The sequence below is a fragment of the Actinokineospora terrae genome (assembly GCF_900111175.1).
GTDB classification, from domain to species: domain Bacteria; phylum Actinomycetota; class Actinomycetes; order Mycobacteriales; family Pseudonocardiaceae; genus Actinokineospora; species Actinokineospora terrae.
In genome coordinates, this window is sequence record NZ_FOGI01000001.1 from 714,864 (window position 1) to 741,780 (window position 26,917).

At 71.3% G+C, this 26,917-nt stretch carries 21 protein-coding genes; 7 read left to right on the plus strand and 14 right to left on the minus strand.

All coding sequences use genetic code 11. The features are described 5' to 3' along the window. Positions 1–52: 52 nt before the first annotated feature. Positions 53–1,027, minus strand: a complete 975-nt coding sequence (locus tag BMY07_RS02840; protein WP_245782176.1) for an aldo/keto reductase — start codon at positions 1,025–1,027, stop codon at positions 53–55. 464 nt (positions 1,028–1,491) lie between these two features. Here BMY07_RS02840 and BMY07_RS34075 point away from each other — a divergent pair, with 464 nt between their 5' ends. After that, positions 1,492–1,668 (plus strand): hypothetical protein, encoded by a 177-nt coding sequence (locus tag BMY07_RS34075; RefSeq protein ID WP_177215400.1) that lies wholly within the window; start codon positions 1,492–1,494, stop codon positions 1,666–1,668. 50 nt (positions 1,669–1,718) lie between these two features. On the opposite strand, the gene BMY07_RS02845 is transcribed toward BMY07_RS34075, so the two are convergent. Next, positions 1,719–2,354, minus strand: a complete 636-nt coding sequence (locus BMY07_RS02845) for a TetR/AcrR family transcriptional regulator (protein WP_092774789.1) — start codon at positions 2,352–2,354, stop codon at positions 1,719–1,721. A gap of 236 nt (positions 2,355–2,590) precedes the next feature. Here BMY07_RS02845 and BMY07_RS02850 point away from each other — a divergent pair, with 236 nt between their 5' ends. The 3 genes from BMY07_RS02850 to BMY07_RS02860 all read left to right on the plus strand — a co-directional run bounded on the left by BMY07_RS02850 (position 2,591) and on the right by BMY07_RS02860 (position 5,822). After that, the gene (locus tag BMY07_RS02850) at positions 2,591–3,817 is read left to right on the plus strand and encodes a styrene monooxygenase/indole monooxygenase family protein (RefSeq protein WP_092774790.1); all 1,227 of its coding nucleotides are present in this window, start codon (positions 2,591–2,593) and stop codon (positions 3,815–3,817) included. A 9-nt stretch (positions 3,818–3,826) separates the two neighbouring features. After that, positions 3,827–4,357: a flavin reductase family protein gene (locus BMY07_RS02855; protein WP_092774791.1), complete on the plus strand. Its 531-nt coding sequence runs from the start codon at positions 3,827–3,829 to the stop codon at positions 4,355–4,357. A gap of 61 nt (positions 4,358–4,418) precedes the next feature. After that, on the plus strand, positions 4,419–5,822 hold the full coding sequence (locus BMY07_RS02860; protein WP_218150582.1) for an FAD-binding oxidoreductase: 1,404 nt from the start codon (positions 4,419–4,421) through the stop codon (positions 5,820–5,822). A gap of 808 nt (positions 5,823–6,630) precedes the next feature. Here the strand turns inward: BMY07_RS02860 and BMY07_RS02865 are convergent. From BMY07_RS02865 to BMY07_RS02900, 8 genes are all read right to left on the minus strand, one after another. Continuing rightward, positions 6,631–7,515 (minus strand): methylenetetrahydrofolate reductase, encoded by an 885-nt coding sequence (locus BMY07_RS02865; protein WP_092774792.1) that lies wholly within the window; start codon positions 7,513–7,515, stop codon positions 6,631–6,633. Positions 7,516–7,519: 4 nt separating this feature from the next. Further along, complete coding sequence (gene metK / locus BMY07_RS02870; RefSeq protein ID WP_177215401.1) at positions 7,520–8,713, minus strand: methionine adenosyltransferase; 1,194 nt, start codon at positions 8,711–8,713, stop codon at positions 7,520–7,522. 31 nt (positions 8,714–8,744) lie between these two features. Next, the gene (locus tag BMY07_RS02875) at positions 8,745–9,773 is read right to left on the minus strand and encodes a methyltransferase (protein ID WP_092774793.1); all 1,029 of its coding nucleotides are present in this window, start codon (positions 9,771–9,773) and stop codon (positions 8,745–8,747) included. Between the two features lie 27 nt (positions 9,774–9,800). Further along, positions 9,801–10,817, minus strand: a complete 1,017-nt coding sequence (locus tag BMY07_RS02880; protein ID WP_092774794.1) for a methyltransferase — start codon at positions 10,815–10,817, stop codon at positions 9,801–9,803. 898 nt (positions 10,818–11,715) lie between these two features. Next, positions 11,716–14,496: a helix-turn-helix transcriptional regulator gene (locus BMY07_RS02885; RefSeq protein ID WP_177215402.1), complete on the minus strand. Its 2,781-nt coding sequence runs from the start codon at positions 14,494–14,496 to the stop codon at positions 11,716–11,718. 286 nt (positions 14,497–14,782) lie between these two features. Next, the gene (wrbA, locus tag BMY07_RS02890; RefSeq protein WP_092774796.1) at positions 14,783–15,388 is read right to left on the minus strand and encodes an NAD(P)H:quinone oxidoreductase; all 606 of its coding nucleotides are present in this window, start codon (positions 15,386–15,388) and stop codon (positions 14,783–14,785) included. 153 nt (positions 15,389–15,541) lie between these two features. After that, the gene (locus tag BMY07_RS02895) at positions 15,542–16,228 is read right to left on the minus strand and encodes a DsbA family oxidoreductase (RefSeq protein WP_218150569.1); all 687 of its coding nucleotides are present in this window, start codon (positions 16,226–16,228) and stop codon (positions 15,542–15,544) included. 554 nt (positions 16,229–16,782) lie between these two features. Further along, the gene (locus tag BMY07_RS02900) at positions 16,783–18,723 is read right to left on the minus strand and encodes an FAD/NAD(P)-binding protein (protein ID WP_092774797.1); all 1,941 of its coding nucleotides are present in this window, start codon (positions 18,721–18,723) and stop codon (positions 16,783–16,785) included. Positions 18,724–18,944: 221 nt separating this feature from the next. Here BMY07_RS02900 and BMY07_RS02905 point away from each other — a divergent pair, with 221 nt between their 5' ends. The 3 genes from BMY07_RS02905 to BMY07_RS02915 all read left to right on the plus strand — a co-directional run bounded on the left by BMY07_RS02905 (position 18,945) and on the right by BMY07_RS02915 (position 22,442). Then, on the plus strand, positions 18,945–20,195 hold the full coding sequence (locus BMY07_RS02905; protein WP_092774798.1) for an aspartate kinase: 1,251 nt from the start codon (positions 18,945–18,947) through the stop codon (positions 20,193–20,195). 37 nt (positions 20,196–20,232) lie between these two features. Then, positions 20,233–21,054 carry a 2-amino-3,7-dideoxy-D-threo-hept-6-ulosonate synthase gene (locus BMY07_RS02910; protein ID WP_092774799.1) on the plus strand — a complete coding sequence of 274 codons (822 nt, stop codon included), beginning with the start codon at positions 20,233–20,235 and terminating at the stop codon, positions 21,052–21,054. 284 nt (positions 21,055–21,338) lie between these two features. Then, entirely contained in the window at positions 21,339–22,442 is a 1,104-nt protein-coding gene (locus BMY07_RS02915; RefSeq protein WP_092774800.1) for a 3-dehydroquinate synthase II, read from the plus strand. A gap of 142 nt (positions 22,443–22,584) precedes the next feature. Here BMY07_RS02915 and BMY07_RS02920 read toward each other — a convergent pair whose 3' ends face one another. From BMY07_RS02920 to BMY07_RS02935, 4 genes are all read right to left on the minus strand, one after another. Continuing rightward, complete coding sequence (locus BMY07_RS02920) at positions 22,585–23,619, minus strand: methyltransferase (RefSeq protein WP_092774962.1); 1,035 nt, start codon at positions 23,617–23,619, stop codon at positions 22,585–22,587. Positions 23,620–23,629: 10 nt separating this feature from the next. Then, entirely contained in the window at positions 23,630–25,480 is a 1,851-nt protein-coding gene (locus BMY07_RS02925) for a class I adenylate-forming enzyme family protein (RefSeq protein WP_092774801.1), read from the minus strand. Positions 25,481–25,587: 107 nt separating this feature from the next. Continuing rightward, the gene (locus BMY07_RS02930) at positions 25,588–25,953 is read right to left on the minus strand and encodes a VOC family protein (RefSeq protein WP_092774802.1); all 366 of its coding nucleotides are present in this window, start codon (positions 25,951–25,953) and stop codon (positions 25,588–25,590) included. 89 nt (positions 25,954–26,042) lie between these two features. After that, on the minus strand, positions 26,043–26,915 hold the full coding sequence (locus BMY07_RS02935) for an NAD-dependent epimerase/dehydratase family protein (RefSeq protein ID WP_143073318.1): 873 nt from the start codon (positions 26,913–26,915) through the stop codon (positions 26,043–26,045). Between the last annotated feature and the right edge of the window lie 2 nt (positions 26,916–26,917).

Sequence of the window (26,917 nt, forward strand, 5' to 3'; positions counted from 1 at the left end):
CAATGCCGAAGGCGAGCCGTCCCCCACCCGCAATGCCGAAGGCGAGCCGTGGCTAGTCCCACCCAGTCCCATGGACGGCGTAGGGCTCGATGGCCGCCAGCTCAGCCTCGGTCAACGGCTCACCCTGGGCGGCCACGACGTTCTGCTCCAGTTGTGCCACCGAGCTTGCGCCGATGATCACGGAGGTGACGCGGGAATCACGGAGAACCCAGGACAGGGCCAGCTGTGCGAGAGTCTGGCCACGGTCGGAGGCGATGTCGCGGAGGGCGCGAGCTCGTTCCAAGTAGACCGGTGTGATGTTGTCGGCGCTGAGGAAGATGCTGTTGGCGGCGCGGGCGTCCGCGGGGACGGTGCCGTCGAGGTAGCGGTCGGTGAGGAGGCCTTGGGCCAAGGGGGAGAAGGCGACGCAGCCGGTGCCGGAGTTGGTGAGGGTGTCGAGGAGTCCGTCCTCGACGCCGCGCTCGAACATGGAGTACTCCTGTTGGTGCACCAAGAGCGGCACGCCGTGCTCGGCGAGGGCGGCCACGGCGGCGCGGGTCTGCTCCGGGTCGTAGTTCGAGATGCCCGCGTACAGCGCCTTGCCCTGCTTGACGGCGCTCGCCAGCGCTCCCATGGTCTCGCTGATCGGCGTGTCCGGGTCCGGGCGGTGGGAGTAGAAGACGTCGACGTAGTCGGTGTTCAGCCTGCGCAGGCTTCGGTCCAAAGAGGACAGCAGGTACTTGCGCGACCCGAGGTTCCCGTACGGTCCGGACCAGGCCTCGTAGCCCGCCTTCGTGGAGATGACCAGCTCGTCGCGGTACGGGCGCAGGCTGGTGTCCAGCACGCGCCCGAACGTGGTCTCCGCGGAGCCGAACTCGGGGCGGCCGTAGTTGTTGGCCAGGTCGAAGTGCGTGACGCCGAGGTCGAACGCGCGGTGCAGGATCGCGCGCTGGGTGTCGAAAGAACCGCCGACACCGAAGTTGTGCCACAGGCCGAGCGAGACGGCGGGCAGCAGCAGTCCACTGTGGCCGCACCGCCGGTATGCCATCGAGTCGTACCTGTCGTTCGCGGCACGGAACACCACGTGGATCTCCTCCCGCCCGCGCAGCGGCGACGCGGACACCCCCCGGCCCCACGCCGACCACCGGACGGCGGGGCCAGGACCAGGCGCGCGGAGCATAACGACGGCCCGCCCCGACCGCCCCCGATTTTCCCGACCACTGACGGTGACGACTCCGGCACCGGAGTCGATCAGGCACACATGCCCCGCGACTCGGCGCCCCCATCCTGGGATTCCTCGCAGGCGCCGCGCTCGTGCTGGCCCTTGTCCGCACGTCGGACAACGCGTGGCGGTGCCCCTGGGGCAGCCGGGCGTGGTCGTCCTCGACATGCCCCGCTAGGTGCCATGGCAGGCGCTTCCCTGGTCGAGTGCGCGCAGTTGGCGCTGATGTTCGCCGACCCGATGGCCCACGGTCGATGCCCGGATGACCCGTCCGTCCCTTCAGGACAAGAGTGGTTGCTTCGCCATCCTCGCCGCCGAACCTGAACTTTTCCGACCTCGACGAAGAGTCAGCGTCGATCGCGGTCGAGTGCGGCGAGGCAGTCGACACGGCGGTGAGCACGCAGGCGTACTTGGCGACCCTGGCCGTGGTGGAGGAGTTCAGGGTCTCGCTGGTGCAGGTCCGCTAACGGCGCCTGCGTAAGCGTTTGCGCACCAGCGGTTCGCGCAGGACGACTCTTCAAGTGCTGGTTCTGGTGAGGCCTTCCAGCAGTTCGTCCAAACCGGACTTGATGCGTTCCGCGCTCATGCCGCGCAGCCGCTGGTAGGTGATCGTGCTGGCCGCCAGCGGGGCCAGCAGGGCGTCGGCGAGGTAGTGCGCGTCGCAGCCCGGGCGGGCCTGGTTGAGCAGGGTGACCAGGTGCGTGTGGTGCACGGCGTAGGCGCCGCCGGTGAAGCGGGCGTGGGTGGAGTTCATCTCGGCCACCACCAGCAGGTCCGGCTGGGCCTCCACCCGGTCGTGCAGCGCGTGCAGGAACGCCTTGATCCGCTCGACCGGCTCGGCACCGGGGCCGAGCGGGGGCGGGCCGCTGAGGAACGCCGTCTGCAGCTCGCGCTCCCGCTCGTCGAGCAGCGCGTACGCCAGGCCCGCGCGGTCGCCGAAGCGGCGGTACACCGTGCCGATCCCGACACCGGCGCGCTGGGCGACCTCTTCCATCGACAGGCCGTCCACGCCCGCCGTGGCCACGATGTGCGCCGCGGCGTCCAGGATCTTCCTGCGGTTGCGCGCCGCGTCGGCCCGCTCGGTCGGGGGCAGGCCGACCACGGGCAGCCCGACCAGGCCGTTCACCGGCAGCTCAACAGGCTCGCTCGCCACCTCGGATCCCTCCTGCACTCGCCGACGACAGCGCTAGACACCGCAGGTTACGCGGCCGGGGCCGGGCCCGTGCACCGTCGGGTCGAGATTAACGGAACTTCCTCCACTTACTGTTGCGGATCGACCGCGCCGCGTATAGCCTCGGATTAAGAGGAGGCGGTTCCGCTTACCGGATCCCAGCCCAGTCCCGCGCCCGCAGCACCGGCGCGGCCCCCGATCGCCAAGGAGTCACCACCGTGCCCAACATCGGAATCGTCGGCAGTGGCATAGCAGGCCTGCACCTCGGTCTTTACCTGCGCAAGCACGACATCCCGGTCACCATCTACAGCGACAAGACCGCCGCGCAGCTCGCCGAGGGGCGGCTGCTCAACACCGTCGCCCACCACCGCACCACCCTCGACCGCGAGGCCGAGCTCGGCGTCGACCACTGGGACCTGCAGGAGTACGGCTACTTCTGCAACCACCACTACATCGGTGGCCCCGCCCCGATGTACTTCCGCGGCGACTTCCCGACCCCGTCGCGCGCCCTGGACTACCGCGTCTACCTGCCGCGCCTCGCCGAGGACTTCGAGGAGCGCGGCGGCACCCTCGCGGTGCGCCCGGTGACGCCGAACAACATCGTCGAGCTCTCCGAGCAGCACGACGTCATGGTGATCTCCACCGGCCGGGCCGGTCTCGGCGCGATGTTCGGCCGCCGCGCGGACAAGTCGCCCTACGACTCCCCGCAGCGCAACCTCGCAGTCGGGCTCTACCACGGGGTTACCTACAACGACCCCAAGGGCCTGTCGCTGAGCGTGTCCCCAGGGCACGGGGAGCTGCTGGAGATCCCGATGTACTCGCACGAGGGCCACGTCACCGGCCTGCTGTTCGAGGCCATCCCGGGCGCCAGCGACCTCAACGAGCTGCGCGACACCCGCTACGACGAGGACCCGTCGGCGTTCGAGAAGCTGGTGCTCGCCAAGCTGCAGCAGCACTTCCCGGGCGTGTTCGAGCGCGTCGACCCGACCCGGTTCAGCGTCACCCGGCCGCAGGACGTGCTGCAGGGCGGTGTCACGCCGGTCGTGCGCGAGGACTACACCCGGCTGCCCAACGGCAAGTACGCCATCGCCCTCGGCGACGCGCACATGACCGTCGACCCGATGATCGGCCAGGGCGCCAACACCGCCTCCTTCTCCGCCTTCACCGTCGGTGCCGCCATCGTCGAGGACCTGGGCTTCGACGAGCGGCTCTGCCGGCGCATCGCCAACCGCCGCGCGGGCCACCTGATGTCGGCCGCCGACTGGGCGAACTTCATGGTCCGCCGCGAGCCCGCGCCGCACCTGCTGGAGCTCTTCGCCCGGATGAACGAGGACGACCGCGTCTGCCGCGACGTCGTGGACAACTTCAACTTCCCCGAGCGGCAGTGGGACATCATGTCCACCCCCGAGCGCACCCGCGCCTACCTGGCCTCCTTCGCGGCCTAGGAGTCGGCGATGACAGCGCGAACGCCGCAGCGCGACCACGACCGGGTCGGCTTCGACCCGGCCACGTTCCGCCGGGCCATGGGTCGGTTCACCACCGGGATCACCGTGATCACCACCGAGTGGGACGGCGAGGTGCACGGCATGACCGCCAACGGGTTCCTGTCGGTCTCGCTCGACCCACCGCTCGTGCTGGTGTCGCTGGACCGCAAGACCAGGATGCAGTCCCTGCTTGCCCAGTCCGGCCGCTACGGCGTGAGCATCCTGGCCGACCACCAGGAAGTCCACTCCCGGCACTTCGCGGGCCGCCCCGTCGCCTCCCTGGAACCCGAGTTCGACACCGTCGCCGGGGTGCCGCTCCTGGTCGGCTCCCTGGCCCGCATCGCCTGCCGCGTGGTCGACGTCCACGAGGGGGGCGACCACATCCTGCACATCGGCCAGGTAGAACACCTCGACTACCAGGACGGCGACCCCCTGGTCTTCTACACCGGCGGCTACCGGGTCCTGCACACGACGATCACCGAGGACTTCTTCAGCTACTGAGCAGTCCCCGCGCTCCCACCGGTCCCCGCCGGAGACATTCCCGCCCGAGAAAGGACCATGAGTGAACACCTCGTCCGTGGCAGGTACGCAGGCGCTTCGGGAGGCCGCGTTCGACCTCGACACCCGGTTGCGTGGTGATGTGCTGTTGCCCGACACGCCGGGGTACGTCGAGGCGATCGCCGCGCACAACCAGACCGCGCCGCACCGGGTGGCGGTCGCCGTGGTGGCCGCTGACGCCGACGACGTGCGGGAGGCCGTGGCGTTCGCCGCGGCCCACGCGTTGCCGGTCGCCGTGCAGGCCACCGGGCACGGTCCGTCCACCACCGCGGACGACGGGCTGCTGATCGTCACCCGCGACCTCGACGGTGTCACCATCGACGCCGCCGCCCGGACCGCTCGGGTCGAGGCGGGGACGCGGTGGGGCAAGGTCGTCGCCGCGGCGGCCAAGGAGGGCCTGGCGCCGCCGAACGGGTCGTCCCCGCTCGTCGGCGCCATCGGCTACGCCATCGGCGGTGGCGTCGGCCCGTTGGGCAGGGCCAACGGGTACGCCGCGGACCACGTGCGCTCGTTCGACGTGGTCACCGCCGATGGCGTGGCGCTCACCGCCTCCGCGTCGTCCGAACCGGACCTGTTCTGGGCGCTGCGCGGCGGCAAGGGCAACTTCGGCGTCATCACCGCCATGGAGATCGGCCTGTTCCCGGTCACCCGCCTCTACGGCGGCGGCCTGTTCTTCGAGGGCGACAACGCCGCCGAGATCCTGCGGACCTACCGCGACTGGACCACGACCACCCCGGAGGAGCTGGCGTCGTCCATCGCCTTCATCCGCTTCCCGGACCTGGACGTGTTCCCGGAACCGTTGCGCGGCAAGTACATCGCGCACATCCGCGTGTTCTACTTCGGCTCGGCCGAGGACGGCGAGCGGCTGGTCACCCCGCTGCGCGCCATCGGCCCCCGCCTGATCGACACCCTGGCGGACCTGCCCTACACCGAGATCGGCACCATCAACAACGACCCCACCGAACCCGGCCCGTACTACGAGCGCTCGACCCTCCTGCGCTCCCTCGACGACGCCGCGCTCGACACCCTGATCGACCTGATCGGCCCCCAGGCCAACAGCCCCCTCCTGGCCGTCGAGGTCCGCCAACTCGGCGGCGCCTTCACCCGCGACCCGGCCGTCCCGAACGCCATCAGCTTCCGCGACGCCGCCTTCAGCCTCTTCCTCGCCAGCGTCCCCAGCCCGGACAAGGTGACCGAGGCAGTCGACTACCAAACGACCGTACTGTCCACAATGTCCCCCTGGACCACCGGCGGCCCGTACCTCTGCTTCATCGGCAGCCACGAAACCGATGAGGAAACGGTCCGCGCCGCCTACGAACCCGCGGTGTACCAACGCCTCCGCGAGGTCAAGCGCCAGTACGACCCCACAAACCTCTTCCGGGTCAACCACAACATCCCTCCCGCCTAGAGGGGATGTTCACATGAAGGCCCGTGGGCCCGGCGGGGAGCGACCCCCACCCGGCCCACGGGCCTTTCCACACCCACACCAGCAGCAGCCCGCCAACGTCCTACTGTCGGCAACCGCTCACCCCCACAGCTCTGACACCCCAACCGCCACCCTCGCCGTCTACCGCCCGCCCTTGCCTTCACCACACATCCGGCGCCCCCTACAGCCCACCCAGGCCTACCACGCCCTGTCGCCCTACCGCCCCCATCGCCTGCCGCTTGCCCCGCCGCCCCAGGAACCTCGACCGCCCGCTCTAGCCCCCACTGCCTGGCGCTACCCCCACCGCTCCCAGGCGCCCCTACCGCCCGCTCTAGCCCCCACTGCCCGCCACTACCCCCACCGTCCCCAGGCGCCTCCACCACCCGCTCTAGCCCCCACCCACAACCGCCTCGCGCGCGCACGCCAGTCCTGCCCCAGCCCCCACCCTCTCCGGGGGGCGTCCCAGGTCCCAGCCTACCGGCACCCCCCGACAGACGATCGTGAAACAGGGCGCCGAAGATCCACATGTGGATAACTTCTGTCCCTGAACCGGGTGAACACCCAGGCGGTTCGTGGTGGGAAACGCCAGGCCAGAGCAGTGGACCGGGTGACGACAGCAGTGCGGCGGGCGAGTCGTGTAGAAGTTGTCGGTTGGGAGAGTGGTGAGGGTTCCCGTGATCGACAGGAACGGCTCCCGCAGGGCGCCGGAGGAGCCTGAGGCTGTGGAGCGCCAAGGGGAGCGCAAAGGGAGCGTGAGGCCGTGAGCCCGGCAAGCGGGCCCACGGCCGTCTCACACCCTCGCGCGGACCAACCCCAGTCTGGAGACAACCTCGCGGGTCGCCTTCGAGCGGTTCAGGGTGTAGAAGTGCAGGCTGGGCACGGACTCGGCCAGCAGGTCCGCGCACAGTTCCGTCGCCAGGTCGATTCCCGCCTTGCGGAACGAGGGCGCGTCGTCCTCCCACCGCAGGAGCCGCGACACCACCCGGGCGGGGGCGGGTACCCCGGCCAGTTCCACCGCCTTGGTGAACGTCCGCACCGTCGTCAGCGGCATCACCCCCGGCACCAGCAGCGCGTCGCACCCCCGGGCCGCCACTCGATCCCGCAGCCGCAGGAAGTCCTCGGCGTCGAAGAAGAGTTGGGCGATGGCGAAGTCCGCTCCCGCGCGCAGCTTCCGCACCAGGTGGTCGGTGTCCGTTGCCAGGTCAACAGAGCGCGGGTGGCCGTACGGAGACGCGGCTACCCCGACGCAGAAGTCACCCAGCTCGCGAACCAGCCGAACCAGTTCCTCCGCATAGGACAGTCCTAGCGGGTGCGGAACCCACTCGCCGTTGACATCTCCGGGCGGATCTCCCCGGATGGCGAGGATGTTGCGTACCCCCACCGACGCGTACCACCCGATGACGTTGCGCAGCTCGGCGATCGAATGGTCGACCGCGGTCAGGTGCGCCACGGGGAGCAGGGTGGTCTCGGTGGCCACCCTGCCCGTGGTGCGGATCGTGCGGTCCCGCCGCGAGCCGCCCGCCCCGTACGTCACCGACACGTACGCCGGGTCGAGTGGCTCCAGTTCCCGGATCGTGCGCCACAGCAACCGTTCCTCGTCGTCGTTGCGGGGCGGGAAGAACTCCACCGAGAACACCGGGTCGGCGCCGCGCAACCGCTCCAGCACCGTGGTCACGGCCTCAGGCCCCGACGACCTGGCGCAGTGCCTCGACCCGGTCCGTGCGCTCCCAGGGCAGGTCGACGTCGGTGCGTCCGAAGTGGCCGTACGCGGCGGTCTGCGCGTAGATCGGCCGCAGCAGGTCCAGGTCGCGGATGATCGCCGCGGGCCGCAGGTCGAACACCTCGCGGATGGCCTGCTGGATCTTCAGCGGGTCCAGCGTCTCGGTGCCGAAGGTCTCCAGGAACAACCCGACCGGCGCCGCCTTGCCGATGGCGTAAGCAACCTGCACCTCGGCGCGCGAGGCCAACCCGGCCGCCACCACGTTCTTGGCCACCCAGCGCAACGCGTACGCGGCCGAGCGGTCCACTTTGGATGGGTCTTTGCCGGAGAACGCGCCGCCACCGTGCCGGGCCATGCCGCCGTAGGTGTCGACGATGATCTTGCGGCCGGTCAGGCCCGCGTCACCCATCGGGCCGCCGATGACGAACCGGCCGGTCGGGTTCACCAGCAGCCGGGTGTCCGAGGCGTCCAGTCCGAGCTCGGCCACCTCCGGTGCCACGACCTGCTCGCGGATGTCCTTGGCCAGCATGCGCTCCAGGTCCACCCCGTCGGCGTGCTGGCTGGAGACCACCACGGTGTCCAACCGCACCGGCTGGTCGCCCGCGTACTCCACCGTCACCTGGGTCTTGCCGTCCGGGCGCAGGTACGGCAGCGTGCCGTCCTTGCGCACCGCGGTCAGCCGCCGGGAGAGCCGGTGCGCCAAGGCGATCGGCAGCGGCATCAGCTCCGGGGTGTCGGTGCTGGCGTAGCCGAACATCAGGCCCTGGTCGCCCGCGCCCTGCCGGTCGATCTCGTCGTCCGCGGACTCCACTCTGGACTCGTACGCGGTGTCGACGCCCTGGGCGATGTCCGGCGACTGCGCGCCGATCGCCACGTTCACCCCGCACGAGTTCCCGTCGAACCCCTTGGCCGAGGAGTCGTAGCCGACGTCGAGCACCACCTTGCGCACGATGGCCGGGATGTCGGCGTAGGCCTGCGTCGTCACCTCCCCGACCACGTGCACCTGCCCGGTGGTCACCAGGGTCTCCACCGCCACCCGCGACCTCGGGTCCACGCGCAGCAGCGCGTCGAGCACCGAGTCGCTGATCGCGTCGCAGAGCTTGTCCGGGTGGCCCTCGGTCACCGACTCGCTGGAAAACAGCCTCGACGACATGTCACTCCCTTGGAAGTTCGTGTGCCCGCCCCTAGCGCTTGTGCGCGATGACGACCCCGTTGGCGCCCACCGCGTCGAAGGCGATGACCTCCGGGTCGACGAACCCGGCGTCGGTCAGCCAGGCCGCGTACTCGGCGACGGTGTAGTTGCGGCCCTCGGTCTCGATCAGCTTGTTGAGGCTCATCATCGCCGCGGGCAGTGGTCCGGTCTTCTCGTCGTTGACGAGCAGTTCGCACAGCACGACCGACCCGCCCGGCTCCAGCGCCTCGAACGACTTGCGCAGCAGCACCCGGTTGCGGGTCTCGTCCCAGTCGTGCATCACCATGGAGAACAGGTGCAGGTCGTGCCCGCCCGGGAAGGCCGGGTCGGTGAAGAAGTCCCCGTCGATCGTGCCCACGCGCTCGGATGCCCCAGCCGCCTTGATGTTGTGCGCGGCGATCTCGGCGACGAAGGCGAGCTCATAGACGTTCGCGCGCAGCTGCGGGTACACCCGGGTCAGCTCGATGTCGAACGCCGCCGAACCACCGCCCACGTCGAGCAACGCCTTGTAGCGGCTCAGGTCGACGTGCTCGCCGAGGGTCCGCGCGGTCTGGGTGGACATGGCGTGCATGGCCTCCCAGAACACCTCCAGCATGCGCGGGTCGGCGCTCTCGAACAGCGACCGCTCCTTGTCCGGGTCCCAAGTGGTCGGACGGTTGGTGCGCACCGCGGTGGTCAGCTTGTCCCAGCCCGCGTAGAGCCGCTGGTCGAACATGGTGATCAGGCCGCCGAGGTGCGATGCCTTGCCCGGCACCAGGAACTCCTCGCTCAGCGCGCTGTTGCGGTAGCGGCCGTCGCGCTTGTCGAGCAGGTCCAGCGCCGCGCAGCCGGTCAGCAGGATCTCCGCCGGGCGCTCCTGGATGCCGAGCTCCTCGGCCAGTTCCGCGGCGGTGACCCCCTCGGTGCCCGACAGCAGGGTGAACAGGCCGAGCTCGTAGGCCGAGGCGAGGGTCTTGAACTGCCAGAAGCTGGTGGCCAGCGCCATCAGCGGCAACGGCGAGGGGGAGTCGGTCGTGGCCATCGGTGGTCCTTTCCTTCGCGGGGTGGGTCAGGCGGGAACGGCCACGATCACGCTGGTCGGCGACGAGGTCGCCCTGATCTCGGTGATCCGCAGGTCCGCCGCCTCGAACAGCGGCACCAGCTCGGCCTCGGTGCGGATGTGCCCGGTCAGCAGCGCCAGCATCACGATGTCCTCGAACTTGCCGAAGTGCGGCGCGTCCCCCGGCGGCGGGACCTCGTCGATGACGATCAGCGTGCCGTCGGCGGGCAGCACCCGGCGGATGTTGCTCAGCAGCGCCACGGAGTCCTTGTCGTCCCAGTCGTGCAGCGTCCAGGACACGACGTAGAGGTCGCCGCCCTCGGGCACCCACTCCAGGAAGTCACCGCCGACGCACCGCGCCCGGTCGGCGACACCGGCCTCGCGCAGCACCTCCTCGGCGGCGGGGACGACGCGCGGCAGGTCGTAGAGGACCGCGGTCATCTCGGGGTAGCGCTTGAGGATCGAGGCGACCAGGTGCCCCTTGCCGCCGCCGACGTCGACCAGCCGCCGGACTCCGCTGAGGTCGTAGCTGTCGAGCGTGGCGCCGTTGACCAGCTGCGACATGGTGCCCATGGCGGCGTTGAACACCGACGCCAGCTCGCCGTGGGAGGTGAGGTACTCCCACCAGCTGGTCCCGTGCACGTGGTTGAACGCGGGCTGCCCGGTGCGGACGCTGTGCAGCAACGCCCCGAACGCCTGCTGCCGCGGCGCCAGGCCGACGTAGCGGGCCAGGTCGCGCATGGAGGCCTCGGTGTCGCTGCGCAGCGTGGCCGCGAGCGGGGTGAGGCCGAAGACGTGGTCCTCGACCTCGGTGAACACCTCGACGCTCGCCAACGCCCGCAACGCCCGGTAGAGGCTGCGCGGGTGGCTGTCGGTCAGCTTGGCCAACTCGTCGACGTGCTTGGGCTCACCCTCCCGCAAGTGGTCCGCCACCCCGAGCTCGGCGACGACGACCAACAGGTGGCTGGTCAACGAGCCGTAGAGCATCTCGTACATCCGCACGGCAGGCGGCACGTCCTGGGACATCACATCTCCATCAGGTCAGGGATCGCTACTGCCCAAGTCGACACGGCACACGGGCACGCACCCGCCCCACCGGTCCCACAGCCACCCGACACACGCCGCGCCCAGGCACCTGCCCACCCATCCTCCCGCCGCCGCACCACGGCACACATCACGCGATCACGCGACCCAGCTGCCGCCTCTGCACAACGATGGCGCCGGTACCCCTCACGGCCTCGAGTCAAGCTCCCGCCCCCAGGGAGCCCAAGGCGTGCTGGGCCAGGCACGCCAGGTCGCCTTCGGAATCAGAGGCGAACCGCCGCCCTACGCATCCGCAGGCGTACCCGCCGTCCAAGCATCCCCGCCGCAAGACAAGTGACCCGCTACTCAAGGCACCGATCGTCCAGGCACCTCACCACGCAAAGCCCCCGCTCTTAGGCGTCCCTGCGCGCTGCCAAGTACTGCCACAGCTCGTCGCCCACCCACCGAGCCGAGGCCCTTCTACCACCCGCCCACGCCCCGTCGTCAGCCTTCCTGCACCGCGCCCGCATGCCCCACCGCTCGCCGTTGCCCCCGCCGCTCACTCCGGCGTCGCCCGCTCTAGCCTCTACCGCTGGCTCTAGCCCCCACCGCAACGGCTTCGCGCGCGCCCGCCAGTCCGGCCCCAGCCCCCACCCTCTCCGGGGGGCGTCCCAGGTCCCAGCCTACCGGGAGCCGCCGACAGAGGATCTTGAAACAGCCAAGCGAAGATCCACATGTGGATAACTTCTGTCCCTGAACCGGGTGGATGTGGCCACCCGGTTGGGAGAGAAACGCCAGGTCACAGCCTCAACCATGCAGAACCAGCAGCGATCCGCCTGAAGTCATTCAGCGGAAGATCAACCACTCGCCGCCAGTCAACCAAAGCGTCCACAGTGGACAATCAGGTAGTGACCTCGTCCCGGTCACGAACCACCACCTTGCGCGTCAGTTCGACCCGGCTGTTCACGCCGAGTTTGCTGAAGCTGTGCCGGAGGTGGCTGTCCACTGTGTGCGGTGAGAGGAACAACCTGCTGGCCACCTCCCGGTTCGTCAAACCCTCCGCCACCAGCCGCACCACGCGCAGTTCTGACTGGGTCAGGCTCGCCCACCCGCCAGACCGCCCCGCAGGGGCCTCGCGGCGGAACTTGCGCTTGACGCCCATCCGCCGCAGGCACCTCTTCGCTCGGGCTGCCTCGCGCGTCGCACCGCAGTCGATCCACACGCCGAGTGCTTCCTCCATCAAGTCGACCGCGTCACCACCGCGGCCTGCCAAGTCTTCGGCAAGTGCCGTGTCCGCCATGGCCGCAGCCCGGGCCAGGGGGCGCGGGCTCGACCGGTACGTCCGCACGGCAGCGCGCAACAACCCGAGGTCATCCCGCAACAAGCCCTCCGCGTGCAAGGCGGCCGCAACGAGTGAGGGTACATCGCTGTTGTGCGAGGCCAGGAGTTGCGCTGCCGCGACCGCGACCGATGCCTGCTCCTCGAGCCCCGCGGCGACAGCGATGCGCACCACGTGGGCGGCCATGCCTGTGTCGTGCGTGAACAGGTGCAAGCGGTCCGGCACCGCGGCGAACACCCCGGCCAGACACCCGAGAGCCTCGGTCTGGCTACCCGCCGCGTCGTGGAGCAACGCTGCGGTCCAGACCACTTCCTCGGACACGACACCGGCCGCGATCAGCGACTCGGCGCGGTCGAGGTGGGTGCGGGCCAGGTCCATGTCGTCGCGCAGCAGGGCGATTCGGGCGAGCAGGGCCAGCAGCGGCACGGTCCTGGCGGGCGTGCCGACCGCGATCCCCGCCTCCGCCTGCGCCTGGGCCTCGCTGAGCCGACCCCAGGCGAGCATCAGTTCCGCGCGGTGGAAGTGCCACAGCGGCTGCGACCACGCCGTGCCCAGCTGGTCGGCCTCGCGCTGGCCCATGGTGAACGCCGCGTCCGCGTCGGCGAAGCGGTCGACCGCCGTCAGCGTGCGGCCCAGCCACAGCTGCGGGTGCTGGTGGCGCACGACCCCGCCGATGCTGTCGGCCAGCCCCACCGCGGTCTCCCCGTGGGTGACGGCCTCCGCGAGCCTGCCCTGGATCCGCGTCGCGACCCCGCGCGCCGCGTTCCCGCACACCCAGGCGGTGTTGACGCCGATCGTCTCCCCGAGCGCCGCCGCGTCCCGCCCGGTCCTGGCCGCCTCCTCGACGCTCGGCGCGTCCAGCAGCGCGTACGCCCGGATCGCCATCAGCTGAGCCCGCACCGGGCCGGCCAACCCGGTGCGCGCCAACGCCCGCGCGGTGTAGTCGACCACCGGCGCGGTGTGCCCGGCGACGTACATCGCCTCCGACAGGCCCAGCAGCAGCGTCGCCTCGTCGTCCACGCTCAGCCCGGCGTGCAACGACTTCTCGCCCAGCTCCCTGGCGTGCGCGAACCGACCGGCCGAGGCCAGCAGCCGCACCGCGTGCGCCACAAGCCGGGGTCGGGGCTCGTCGTGCTCGCCCATCAGGTCCAGCATCCGCAGGATCAGGTCGGCCGCGGTGTGCGGCGCGGTCGGGGCCAGTTGGCGGACCGCGTTGCCCAGCACGCCAAGCGCTTGCGCGTCACCGCACCGCCCGCTGCGGACCAGGTGCTCGGCGACCTCGACGCTGGAGCGGCCCTCGCCGTGCACGACCTTGGCCGCCTCGCGGTGCAGCGCCATCCGGACCGGGCCGGGCAGCGCGGCGTAGAGCGCCTCGCGCACCAGGTCCTGCCGCAGCGCCAGCTCGGTGCCGTCGGTGACCAGCACGTCGTCGTCGACCAGCTCGTTGATCAGCGGCATGATGTCCACCGCGGCCTGGCCGAGCAGCCCGGCGACCTCGTGCACGGTGAACGGCCTGCCGAACACCGACCCGGCGTCGAGCAGCCAGCGGGCCCGCTCCGAGAGCCCGCCGAGGCGGCGCTCGACGGCGTTGAGGAACCCGGCGGGCACCTCGTCGCTCTCGACGGTGGCCACCCCGTCGGCGACCCGCGCGGCACCGGTCTGGCGCAGCGCGGTGAGCAGTTCCCTGAGCAGGAACGGGTTTCCGCCGGTGCGCTCCACCATCGCCAGCACCCGCCGGTCGGGCGCGCCGCCGAGCACGTGCGCGCACAGCCCGGTGACGGCGTCGGCCTCGAGCGGGCCGAGGGTGAGCCGGGGGGCGCCCTCGCCGATCAGCCAGTCGATGGTGTCCTGGGTGAAGCCGCGGCTGGGGGAGGGGCGGCGGGCCAGGAGCCACAGCACCGGGGCGTCGGCGAGGGCGGGGATGAGGCCGCGCAGGATGTGCGCGGTCAGCTCGTCGGCCCAGTGGGCGTCGTCGAGCACCACCAGCAGCGGGCGGGCCGCGGCGCACCGGCTGATCCGCTCGCCGAGCTTGTCGGCCAGCCGCACCGGGTTGGCCGCGGGGTCGGCGGTGTCGGACTCGTCGAGCACGTGGATGCCGTTGGCGCGCAACAGGGTGCGCAGGGTGCGCAGCGGGGCGGCCCGGTCCAGGTGGGCGGCGCGGCCGAACGCCGTGCCCAGCCGCCCGGACACCGCGTCGGCCACGGCACCGACCAGGCGGCTCTTCCCGGTCCCGGCCTGGCCCTCGACCACGTAGCAGCCCCCGGTACCGCCAACGACCCCCAGCGCCGCCTCGGTCAGCTCGGCCAGCGCCGAGTCCCGGCCGACCAGCGGAATTTGGACCATCTCCAGCACACCCCTCCCCGTGACGGATTCCTCGGATGTCCACGCAGCATCTTTCTGGACTGCCGCCGGGACACCGACCACCATTAGGGTGAAAGGGCAACAAACTACCGGTCTGTCTAGTTGATCTTGTACGAGATGTACCCACCTTTCCCGCTCGACAACTACTCGACGGTGGGGTGGAAATGAAAGAGTGGGACCCGCTGGGCGCACCGGCCCCACTCTTTGTCATCTTGCCATGGATAGTGCTCGGGGGCCGTTCAGCGCAGCGGCCGACCCGGGTCGGCGCTCAGCCGCGGCCCGCGACGAACTGCGCCGCCTTCTCCGCGACCCGCCTGCCCTGGAAGTTCGCCGCCGCCAGCTCTTCCTTGGTGGGGTTCTTGTCCACGTGGATGCTGCTGGCGCCGTAGGGGTTGCCGCCCGCGGCCGAGACCACGTCGTCGGCGTAACCGGGGGTCACGATGATCGCGCCCCAGTGCATGAACACGTTGTAGAGGCTGATGATCGTCGACTCCTGGCCGCCGTGCACCTCGTCGGAGCTGGTGAACCCGCTGACCACCTTGTCGACCAGCTTGCGCTCGAACCACAGCCCGCCGGTGGTGTCGATGAACTGCTTGAGCTGCGCGGCAACGTTGCCGTAGCGGGTCGGCGAGCCGAACAGGTACGCGTCGGCCCACAGCAGGTCCTCCAGCGTCGCCTCCGGCACGTCCTCGGTCGCCTTGGCGTGCTCGGCCCAATCCGGGCTGCCCGCCACGACCGAGGCGGGGGCCAGTTCGGCGACCTTGCGCAGTCGGACCTCGGCGCCCGCGTCGATCGCGCCCTCCTCGATCGCCTTCGCCAACTGGTACACGTGCCCGGTCGAGCTGTAGTAGATGACCGCGACCTTGACGCCCATTGTTGCTTCCTTCGTCTGTTGTTGTTTACCGATGTGAGCGGCGCGCCATTGCACCGCGCGTCGTCGCGTCCGTTATCCGCGAATGTCGTCCGCGGCCGTTGCATTCACCGGCCATTGAGGACTGGAAACGCGCTATAGAACTCTGCTACCCGGTCAGCCGAGTGCCCGGCGGAGCAGGTCCTCGTACACTGCTGGTTCATCCTGGTCGATCACCGGGAATCCGATTCCCCACTCGCCCTCCCAGTGCAGGCGCACCCCGGGGTTGTGGTGGGCGGACCCGTCGGGCAGGAACAGCGTCGGGCTGCCCTGCACGGTGTCCCCGGCGCACAGCGGCACCTGGCGCTCGATCTCCGCCCGCGCCCACCCCTCGACCAGCCCGGCCTTGACCGCCTCGACGTCCACCCCGGCCTCGCCCGCGATCTGCAGCACCACGTGCCGCATGGAGATGTTGCGGCTCTGCCCGAACAGCGCCAGCCGCAGCGCCCGGTCCAGCCGCTCGCTGGCCTCGAGGCCCTGCTTCTTGGCGACCTCGACGGCCTCCATCGCCAGCACGGTGGTCACCGGGTACTCGTGCGTCGGCCCCTGCCACACCTGCCATCCGGCCTCCGGCGCCAGCCCGCCCGCGACCGGGATCTCCGCGTCCAGGATCAACTTCGGCGTCGCCATGTCGTTGATCAGTTCCAGCGGGAACGCCCGGACGTCGAACCGCACCCGCTCGGTGAGCCCGAGCCGCTCGCGGGTGGTGTGCAGCCGGTACGCCGCGATGTGCGCCCACGGGCACCCGATGTCGGCGTAGAAGACGATCGTCCCTGGTGCGACGTCGATGACCTGGGTGTCCACGCTGGTGCTCCTCGCTGAGTTCCCCTGGAGCCCGGGATTCGCCTAAGCGGAACTGGCTCCACATGCTGTGGCCAGGTTAACCGGAACTGGCTCCGGTGCGCAACAACCGGAGCCGATTCCGATTCTGCCTTTGTCTGGAGTGGTGGCGAAACGGGGAAGACCTCCGGCCCGGGGTGGGCTGGAGGTCTTCCGTGCTCGCTGCGTACTTCTACTGGGTGAACTCCTCCGCTCGAGTCGCGCCTTGGGCTGTGAACGCCCAGGTCGCGCTATCCACAACGCCGCGGTTGTCCACAACTTCGGCCGACCCTCTGGTCCCGCAACGGTGGTCAGTTAGACTGGCTTCGGGGACGCCCCCCGGAGAGGGTGGGGGCTGGGGTTGGCGGGGAGGGCCTCCGGAAGCGCGGGTGTCGATCTTGGGGCGAGTCGCGCCTGCCGTTGGCCAGCCCAGGCCAGGGACGGGCAGGGCTTGCGCTGCTCCTGGCGGGCAAGGTCGTCGTGGATCGCGGGTGGAGGGTGGCGGTGCAAGTTGTCGGGGTGGGGCGACTCAGTGGGGGTCAGGAGCCTGCCGGGGCGTAGATGGGGGTGGGGGCGCTGGTGGGGAGCCAGGCCAGGGGGATGTGGGAGGTGGTGTAGAGGCGGGGGGTGAGGCAGGCGCGGGCTATGGCGTCGGCGTCGCCGAGGATTACGGAGTCGACGCCGGGGCGGATGCCCGCGGCGGTCACCCAGTGGACGGCCTCGGTGGGGATGCCGAAGGCGTAGCGGTGGGGGTGGGCGGTGCCGGTGGCGTCGAGGACGCGGTAGGGGCGGCGGGTGACGGCCAGGCCGCCGGTCTCGTAGGTGTCGATGCGGTACGGCGCGCAGCCGCCGGTGGTGCGCAGGTGGGTGATGAGGGTGTCGTCGGTGTGCCGGATGTCCACCTCCGGCAGCCGCGCCTCGATGAGCGTGTCGACGACCTCCGCCGACCCGGGCACCCCGTCCGCCCGCAGCAGGAACCCGTCCGGCCGCGGCTCGACCGCCATGCCGGGGCCGAGCACGCGCAGCACCCCGGCCTCCACCAGCGCGATCATCTCCTCGATCCGGCTGGTCGGCGGCCCGATCGACAGGTACGCGTTGAGCGGGGTGTACCAGCGCTGCAGCTCCGTCCGGTACGACTCGCCGGGGATGCCGCTGTGGTCGACCACCAGCCGGATCTCGTTGCGCAGGTCCCGCAGCACGTCCAGCGCCGCCTTGAGCGGGTCGGTGACGTTGCCGCGCCTGGCCGCGACGACGTCGGCGCGCAGGTGCTCGAGCAGCCACTCCCGGAACCGCGCCGGGTCCGCGAACTCCAGGCCCGCGTAGGGCTTGGCGACCAGGTCCCAGTCCCACCGGGCCGCGGGCTCGATCCCGTACTCGTCCAGCAGCGACGACTCGTCCGCTCCGGCGACGAACGCCCGCTGGAACGCGGAGAAGTCCTGGCCGCGCAACGCCAGCAGCGCCCGGTAGTACGACACGGTGACCTCTTTGGACACCAGGGGCCACACCTCGGCGGTGAACCCCGCTCGCCGCGCCCGCAGGTCCGCGATCACCTCGGGCGTCACGAACAGCGGCTCGTGCCGACCGGAGACGCCCTTCTCGTTCTCGCCCCGCGCGTGGTACGGCACGCCCCGCCGCGATCCCGCGATCAGCACCGGCTCCGCACCGGACGGCGTGTAGACCAGCCCGCGCGGGCCTCGGCTGAACGTGCCCCCGCGCCCGGAGGTCAGCAACGCCATGTAGTCGAAGAAGTTCAGCCCCATCCCGCGCAGACCAACGCGTTCACCCGGCGCGATCCGACTCAGGTCCGCGTCCGCCGGATTCGACGGCGGCAGGTAGCGCAACCCGTGTTCAGCCGCCAAATCGGCGAATCGCCGCTCCTGCTCACCGATCGGCATGTCCACGTGCCCCTGCGCCAGCACCACCGACGTCAGCCCCGCCAACACCTGCCCATCGGCCAGGGTGACGACCTGCGTGCCGTCAGCGGCGTCCGCCACCGACACCGCCACCGCGTCGTGCAGCCGAACCGTGACCCCCGGCGGCGCCGTGACCACGAGCCGCCGCAGCACCCAGACCAGGTAGTGCCCGTAGAACGCCCGCGACGGGTAGGAATCCGGCCCGAGCGCGGCAGCCTCCCGCCGGACGCTTGCCGGGTAGTCGTCGAAATCGGCCATCGAGAGCAGGAACCGCGCCCACTCGTGCAGGCTCGGACCGGGCACCACCGGCCCGGCGCAGCCCACGCTGTCGTCGGTGAACAGGGTGACCTGCGAGGCGATCGTGTTCATCAGCAGCAGGTCCGGCTGCCCGACCCGCCACACCCGGCCGCCCTCGTGCACGTGCGGGTCCACCACCTCGACCACCACCCGGCGCCCCGGACCCGCCGCGGCGGCGTTGGCGCACAGCCTCTCCACCACCGAGATCCCGCGCGGTCCCGCGCCGACCACGCAGATCCGTGCCGTCGCACCGTCATCGCCAGCGGTCATGATGGTCTCCCCGGTCCGGGCCCGACGTGCTCCACACAGGACAGTGGCCGTCGTGGCATCGCCTGCCCCACACTGTAGTCCGCGCACCCGCGGCCGCATCCCGTCTTGACGTGATGTTCGCGCGCCGCCACCGCCAACATCACGCGTTCCCGGGATTACCCGCCGCGGTGGCGTCGGTAGAAAGGGAGGGGTCCGCTGAGGGATAACCCGGTGAGGGTGCGATGACCACGACCGTGCTGAAGTTCGGTGGCACCTCATTGGCGACCACCGAGAAGATCCGCCGGGTGGCGGCGATCGCGCACGGCACGCACACCGGGGGCGCCGCCACCGTGGTCGTCGTCTCCGCGCGCGGCAAGACCACCGACGACCTGATCGCCGCCGCGACCGCGCTGACCGACGCGCCGTCGGCCCGCGAGACCGACCAGTTGTTGGCCACCGGCGAGAACGCCTCGGCGGCCCTGGTCGCGCTGGCGCTGCTCGACCGGGGCGTGCCCGCGGTGTCGCTGACCGGGCCGCAGGCGGGCATCCTCGCCGCGGGCCCGCACGGCGCCGGGATGATCGCCGCGGTCGACCCGCAGCGGATCACCGCGCACCTGGCCCGCGGCCGGGTGGTGGTGGTCGCCGGGTTCCAGGGCGAGGGCGACGACGGCGACATCGTCACCCTGGGCCGGGGCGGGTCGGACACCACCGCGGTCGCGCTCGCGGTGGAGCTGGGCGCGCGGGCCTGCGAGATCTACACCGACGTCGACGGTGTGTTCACCGCCGACCCCCGGCTGGTGCCCACCGCCCGCGTGTTGCCGACCGTCGACCCGCTGGTGATGGCCGAGATGGCCTTCTCCGGCGCGCAGGTCATGCACTCGCGCGCGGTGGAGCTGGCCTCGGTGCACGGGCTGGATGTGCTGGTGCGCAACACCATGACCGGTGCGGGTGGCACGACGATCCTGGGACGGAGCAGCGACATGATCGAGACGAGGGGCTTCATAGCCGCGGTCACCCACGACCGGGCGGTGGCGCGGGTGGTGCTGCGCCGCGGACGGCGGGAGGTGGACCTGGTCACCGCCGTGCTCGGCGCCTTCGCCCGCGCCGCGGTGCCGGTCGACATGCTCGCCTGGCACACCGACCGCGGCGCGGTCGACCAGGTCGGCTTCGCCGTGCACCGCGGCCAACTGGTGGCCGCCCGCGCCCTGCTGCGGCAGCTGGCCACCACGCACGGGCTGGGCACCGAGCTCGACGAGGGCGTCGGCAAGCTGTCGGTGGTGGGCACCGGGCTGCTCAACCGGCCGGAGTTCCTGGCCAGGATGCTGGCCGCGCTGGCCACCATCGACGTGGCGCCGGACTGGTTCGCCACCGCGCAGTCGCGGATCTCGGTGCTGGTGCCCGCGTCCCGGCTCACCGAGGCGGTCATCGCGGTGCACCGCGAGTTCGAGCTGGACGCCGACGACCTGCCCGTCGAGTCCATGACCCTGGCCTGATCCCCGGCCCGGTCCGCGAAGAGAAAGGGGACACCAGGTGTCCGCCAACAGGTCTTTCGGCTCCCAGGTGCGGTTGCAGCGGCTGTTCCGGCACGCCGCCAACCGGCTGCTCGTCGTCCCGCTCGACCACTCGGTCTCCGACGGCCCGATCCTGGCCAACGGCGACCTGCCCGGCCTGGTCGGCTCGCTGGCCGCCAACGGGGTGGACGCCGTGGTGCTGCACAAGGGCAGCCTGCGCGGCCTCGACGCCAGGGCGTTCACCGGCACCTCGCTCATCGTGCACCTGAGCGCCAGCACCGCGCACGCCCCCGACCCGGACGCCAAGTACCTGGTGTCCACTGTGGAGCAGGCGCTGCGGCTGGGCGCGGACGCGGTCAGCGTGCACGTCAACGTCGGTTCCAACGACGAGCGCAGGCAGATCGCCGACCTCGGCGCGGTGGCGGACGCCTGCGACAGGTGGAACATCCCGCTGCTGGCCATGATGTACCCGAGGGGTCCCAGGGTGGGCACGCCGACCCCGGAACTGGTGGCGCACGTGGCCACCCTGGCCGCCGACCTCGGGGCCGACGTGGTGAAGTCGGTCTACGCGGGCTCGGTGGCCGCGATGGCCGACGTGGTGCGCGCCTGCCCGGTCCCGGTGATCGTCGCCGGTGGACCGCGCAAGTCCGGCCTGGACGCGGTGAAGTCCTATGTGGACGAGATTCTGCGGGCGGGGGCCGCGGGCGTCGCCATGGGCCGCAACGTCTTCCAGGCCCCCGACCCGGGTGCCCGCGCGGGCGAGATCGCCGCCCTCATCCACTCCGGCGGTACGGGCCCGTCGCTGGAACTCGAACTCGCCGCCAGCCTGCCCCGCCGATGACCACCCCGACCCCGGCCGCGCCGACACCCGCCGCCGCACCGACCGAGCCGACCGCGGCCACACCGGAGACACCGACCGCGCCGACACCTGCCGAGACCACCGCGCCGGCAACTGCTGCCGCACCAACGCCACCCCCGCCGATCGCGCCCGCGCCGGAAGTGCCGATCGAGTCGACACCCGCCGCGCCGGGTGCGTTGTCGGCGGATGTGCCGATCACGCCGACTGCGCCGATACCGACTGCCGCGATGCAGACCACGCCGAATGTGACGAGGAGCGAGACCGCCATGAAGCTCTGCTGGCTTGATGTCCGCGACACCGGGTCGTCCCGGGCCGCGATCCTGGAGGAGGCGCTGCACCAGCGGGTGGACGGCGTCGTGGCCGATGACGTGGCGGTGCTGGGGGAGTTGCCGCCGACGGTGACCAAGGTGCTGCTGCCCAGGGGCAAGGCGCTGCCCGAGAGCCTCGACGGGGTCGACGTGCTGGTCGTCGACCCGGAGCGGGACGCCGACGCCGGGGAGCTGGCGGCCAGGTACCCGGCGGTCGAGATCGGGCGGTTCGTCGAGATCGTCGACGCCGACACCCTGGAGCTGGCCTGCCAGGCCGCGCGCACCGAGCGCTGGGCGGTGCTGCTGTTCCGCGACCCCACCAAGATCCCGCTGGAGATCGTCATCGCCGCCGCGGCCAGGGCCACCGGCAGCATCGTCACCATCGCCGCCGACGTCGAGGAGGCCGAGATCATCTACGGCGTCCTGGAGCTGGGCTCCGACGGGGTGCTGATGGCCCCGGCGAAGGTCGGCGACGCGACCAAGCTCAAGGCCGCCGCCATCGCCACCACCCCCGAGCTGGACCTCGTCGAGCTCCAGGTCACCAGGACCACGCACATCGGCATGGGCGAGCGGGCCTGCGTGGACACCTGCACGTACTTCCGCGAGGACGAGGGCATCCTGGTCGGGTCGCACTCCAAGGGCATGATCCTCTGCGTCAGCGAGACCCACCCGCTGCCCTACATGCCCACCCGCCCGTTCCGGGTCAACGCGGGCGCCATCCACTCCTACACGCTCTCGCAGGACGAGCGCACCAACTACCTCAGCGAGCTCAAGTCCGGCAGCAAGGTCCTCGCCGTCGACGTCAAGGGCCAGACCCGGCTGGTCACCGTGGGCCGGGTCAAGATCGAGACCCGGCCGCTGATCTCCATCGACGCGGTCGCCCCCAACGGCACCGAGGTCAACCTGATCCTGCAGGACGACTGGCACGTCCGGGTCCTCGGCCCGGGCGGCAGCGTCCTCAACAGCACCGAGCTGCGCCCCGGCGACGTCGTCCTGGGCTACCTGCCCTCCGCCGACCGCCACGTCGGGTACCCGATCGACGAGTTCTGCCTGGAGAAGTAGCCCGCGACCAGCAGAGCCCGGCCACCGCGGTGGCCGGGCTCTCTCGCGCGTGGAAAGCCCCTGTGGTGACGGGATTCCAGTCACCACAGGGGCTTCGGCGGACCTGCCTGCTCGGCGACGATGCCGGGTGGGCGGCGGGGCGTTACACAGGATGCGCGATCAGCAGGCTGGTCGGCGCTGAGGTGGGACGGGTCTCCACGTGCCGGAAACCCGCGGCGGACAACAGCTTGGCGAACTCGGCCTCGGTGCGGGAGCGGCCGGTCAGCAGGGTCAGGATGACGATGTCCTCGAACTTGCCGAAGTGCGGGGCATCGCCCTCCGGCAGCACGTCGTCGATGAGGATCAGCTCCCGGCCGGTGTCGCCCATGGCGGCGCGCACGTTGCGCAGGATGCGGACGGAGTCCTCGTCGTCCCAGTCGTGGATGGTCCAGGACAGCAGGTAGGTGTCGCCGCCCTCGGGCACGGACGTGAAGAAGTCACCGGCGACGCATTCGACCCGGTCCAGCACTCCAGCCGCGCCGAGCACCGCCACAGCCTCGGGGATGACCCGCGGCAGGTCGAACACCACCGCGGTCAGCTCCGGGTACCGGGTGAGCAGCGTGGCGACCAGGTGCCCGTGCCCGCCGCCGACGTCGACCAGCCTGCGGGCGCCGGACAGGTCGTGCGCGGCCAGCGTGGAGGAGTTGACCATCCGCGCCATGTTGCCCATCGCCCGGTCGAACAGCGTGCCGAGATCGCTGCGCGCCCCCAGCAGCGACCACAGGTCGGTGCCGTTGACGTGGTCGAACGCGGGCCGACCGGTGCGCAACGTGTGCGCCATCGCCCCGAACGACAGCTGGCGCTCGGGCCTGCCCAGGTAGCGCGCGAGGTCGCGCATCGAGTCCGGCCCGTCGCCGCGCAGCGTCCTGGCCAGCGGGGTCAGGGTGAACGTGCGCGGCGCGACCTCGCTGAACACGCCGACGCTGGCCAGCGCCCGCAGCGCCCGGTATAGCGACTCAGTGTGGCAGCCCAGGCGCTCGGCGAGGTCGTCGACGTGGCTGGGGCCGTCGTCGAAGGCGTCGGCGACCCCGATGTCGGCGACCGCGATGAGCACCTGGCTGACCAGCGAGCTGTAGAGCATCTCGTACATCCGCACCGAGGGCGGGACGTCGGCGGGGCCGGGGTGGGTGTTGGTCATGGCGCTCCCCTCACGGCCGCTCGGGCACGCCGACGCGGCCCGCTGTTCCCGGTGCACCAGCGCCGGTCGGCGCACTCCCGGTCGGCACCGGGCCGGTCGGTGCTGTCTCGGTCGGTACAGCGCCGGTCGACGCTGCGCCGGTCGACACAGTCCTGGTCGGTACAGCGTCGGTCGACCCTGTCCCGGTGGTCGCGGGCCCGGTCAGCACCGAGGCGAAGCGCTCCCGGAGCCTGCGCTTGAGGACCTTGCCGGTCGCGCCGGTCGGGAAGTCCGCGTCGTCGGTGGCCACCACCGCGCCGCGCAGCCGGGTCAGCCCCCGGCGCACCAGCGCGTCGTTGAGCGTGGCCAGGATGTCGTCGGACGGGTCGTGGCCGGGGCCGAGCTTGACGGTCGCGAACGGCGCCGAGCCGCCCTCGGGGGCGTCGACGGCGACCACCGCGCAGTCGGCCACCCGCGGGCAGCCGACCAGGATGGCCTCCTCCAGCGGCAGGCTGTAGACCGGGCCCGCCTGGGTGTGGATCACGTCCGGCACCCGGTCGACGTGGAAGAACCGGCCCTGCTCGTCGCGGTACACCACGTCGCCGGTGAGCCAGAAGCCCGACAGCGACGACTGCGCGGTCAGCTCCGAGGCGTTCCAGTACCCGGGGGTGCGGGTCGGGGTGCGCACGCCGAGCCTGCCCACCTTGCCCGGTCCCAGCTTGCGGCCGTTGTCGTCGAGCACGGTGGCCTCGGTGACGACCTTGACCGGCACCCCGACGCAGCGGCCGTAGTCGGTGCTGGTCGGGTCGCTCACCTTGCGGAACAGCGCCATGCCCATCTCCGACGAGCCGAGCCCGTCGACGAACTCCGAGCCCGCCCGGCCGCGGCGGCCGCGCTTGCCCGGCCGGAAACCGTGGCGCACCAACGCCTTGATGTGCGCCTCGTGCGCGGAGTCGCCGGTGTTGATCCAGGTGTGCACCCGGTCCGCGGCGCCCGTCAGGTCCAACTGGGCCAGTTCGGCCCAGGTCTGCGGGAAGGCGATCACCAGCGTCGGCTCGACCCGCAGCATCATCTCGCGCACGGCCGCACCGGAGGTGTCGGCCATGACCACGATCGGCAGGCCGAGCAGCGTCGCGGTCATCAGGTAGCTGATCCCCGCCGAGTGCGACTGCGGCAGCGCCGAGAGCGCCCGGTTGCGGCGCGCGGCCGGGAAGCTCCAGAGCCGGTGGCGCTTGCCGAGGAAGAACTGCCGGTGCGCGAACACGGCGGACTTCGGCGGTCCGGTGGTGCCCGAGGTGTGGCAGAGCATCACCGGGTCGTCATCGCCTGGTGGGTAAGGGAAGAGGGACGGCAGCGCGCCGCGGTCCGGCGCTTCCGTGGGCAGGTCTTCCGCCGCCACAAGGAACTTCGTGGTGTCCGGCAGCTCGCCGGAGGCCACCAGCGCGTCCAGCCTGGCGCGGTCGGCGACGACGCCCACCGCGCCGATCCGCCCGGTGTAGGCGGCCGCGATCGCGGGGTCCATCCGCCCATTGACCAGGGCGGCGATGGCGCCGAGCGAGCTCAGCGCCAGGAAGTGCAGGAACGGGTCGACGCCCTCGCCGAGGTACACCGCGACCGGGTTGCCCTTGCGCACCCCGTTCGCGTGGTACCAGGCGGCGTAGGCGTCGCGGATCTCGGTGATCCGGTCGAGGCTCAGCGGTTCCACCGCGCTGCCGCGGTCGGTGACCCGCTGGGCGAACAGGAACGGCGCCGCCGGGTCCGGGCTCAGCGCCCTGGCCTTGTCGAGGAAGTTGCCGACCCCCAGCTCGCCGTCGGCGAGCAGCCGCAGTCGGGCGGGCAGCGGCATCGCCGCCGCCGTGGTGATGCCGAGTGTGTCAGTCATCGTGGGGTTCCCGTCAGGGTGCGCGTGGTACGCGGGGTGCGGGTTCGCCTGGGTTGTGGGCAACGGGGTCGGGACCGGGCGCCGTGCGGCACCCGGTCCCGTCCCGCTCAGCCCTCGTAGACGGTCAGCTCGTAGCCGTCGGGGTCCTTGAACTGGAACTCGCGGCCGCAGAAGCCGTCGCACGGCGGCTTGGTGATGGTGACCCCGGCCGCCGAGACGACCTCGGCCAGCTTGTCCGGGTCCTCCGCCTTCACCCAGAGCACCACGCCCCAGCCCAGCTCGGGCACCGAGTCCAGGTCGATGACCGCCTTGCGCAGCGCCAGCTTGATCGGCTGGGTGTCGAGCACGACGGCGTTGGGCGCGGCGGTCTCGGTGGTGGTGAACCCCACGACGTTGGTGTAGAAGTCGCGGGCGCGGTCCAGGTCGCGGACCTGCAGGGTGAGGAAGTTCGGTCCGATCGCGTTGTTGGGCATGGGTTCTCCCTGTCGACATCGGCACTGGCCGTCCCAGCATCACCCGGGCGCCGCCGGGCGATCATCACGCGTTCGCGTGATCTCACTGTCTAAAGAGGATCGTTCCCGCCCGGCCATATCCCGGCTTTCGGCTGCCAGTCCAGCAACTGCCGCGCGGCGTCGCTGCAAACCCGGTGCGAGACCTCGCGCACCGCCTCGGTGGAGGTGTCCGGTTTCGGGGCGCCGTCGAGTTCGGCCAGGCGGCTCAGGTAGTCGCTCACCAGGAGCGGGTCGTCGGCGATGTTGAGGACCACGCCGCTGATGCGCCGCTCGACGGCAGCGGTGACAGCGGCCGCGAAGTCCGCGACGTGCACGAGCGAGACGTAGCGGTCGTCCGGGTGTGCGTGCAGCGTGCCTTCCCGCAGCCGCGCCCGGACCGCGTCCTGGGCCGTACCCGCGCCGACGAACCGCGCCCCACGCAGTATCGACCACGCGACCCTGTCCCCGCCGAGCTCCGTCACCGCGCGTTCCATCGCCACCACGGGGTCCACAATGGACCCACGCGCCGGATCGGGGTCGAACGGGGCCTGCTCGGTCAACCAGCGATCACCCCCGTCGGCGTAGGCCATGGTGACGCTCATCTGCACCACAGCGGGGACCCCGGCCGCCACCACAGCCTCAAGCACCCGCACAGTCCCGTCACGGCGCACCCCGGTGTTGCGCTCCCACGCCCCCGGCGCGCTGAAGTCCCGAGGAATGGCCGTCGCCACATTGACGACCACGTCCACCCCGGCCAACTCCCCGACCAACACCTCGGTGACCCCAGGGTCCAGCAGATCCCCACTGACCCCCCGCACCCCACCCGGCACCCGCCCCAACCGATCCTCCGGCGCCATCACAGCCACGTCGTGACCCCGCCCGAGCAGCAGCGGCACCAACCGCTCACCCAGCACCCCAGTCCCACCAATCGCGAGAACCCGCATCA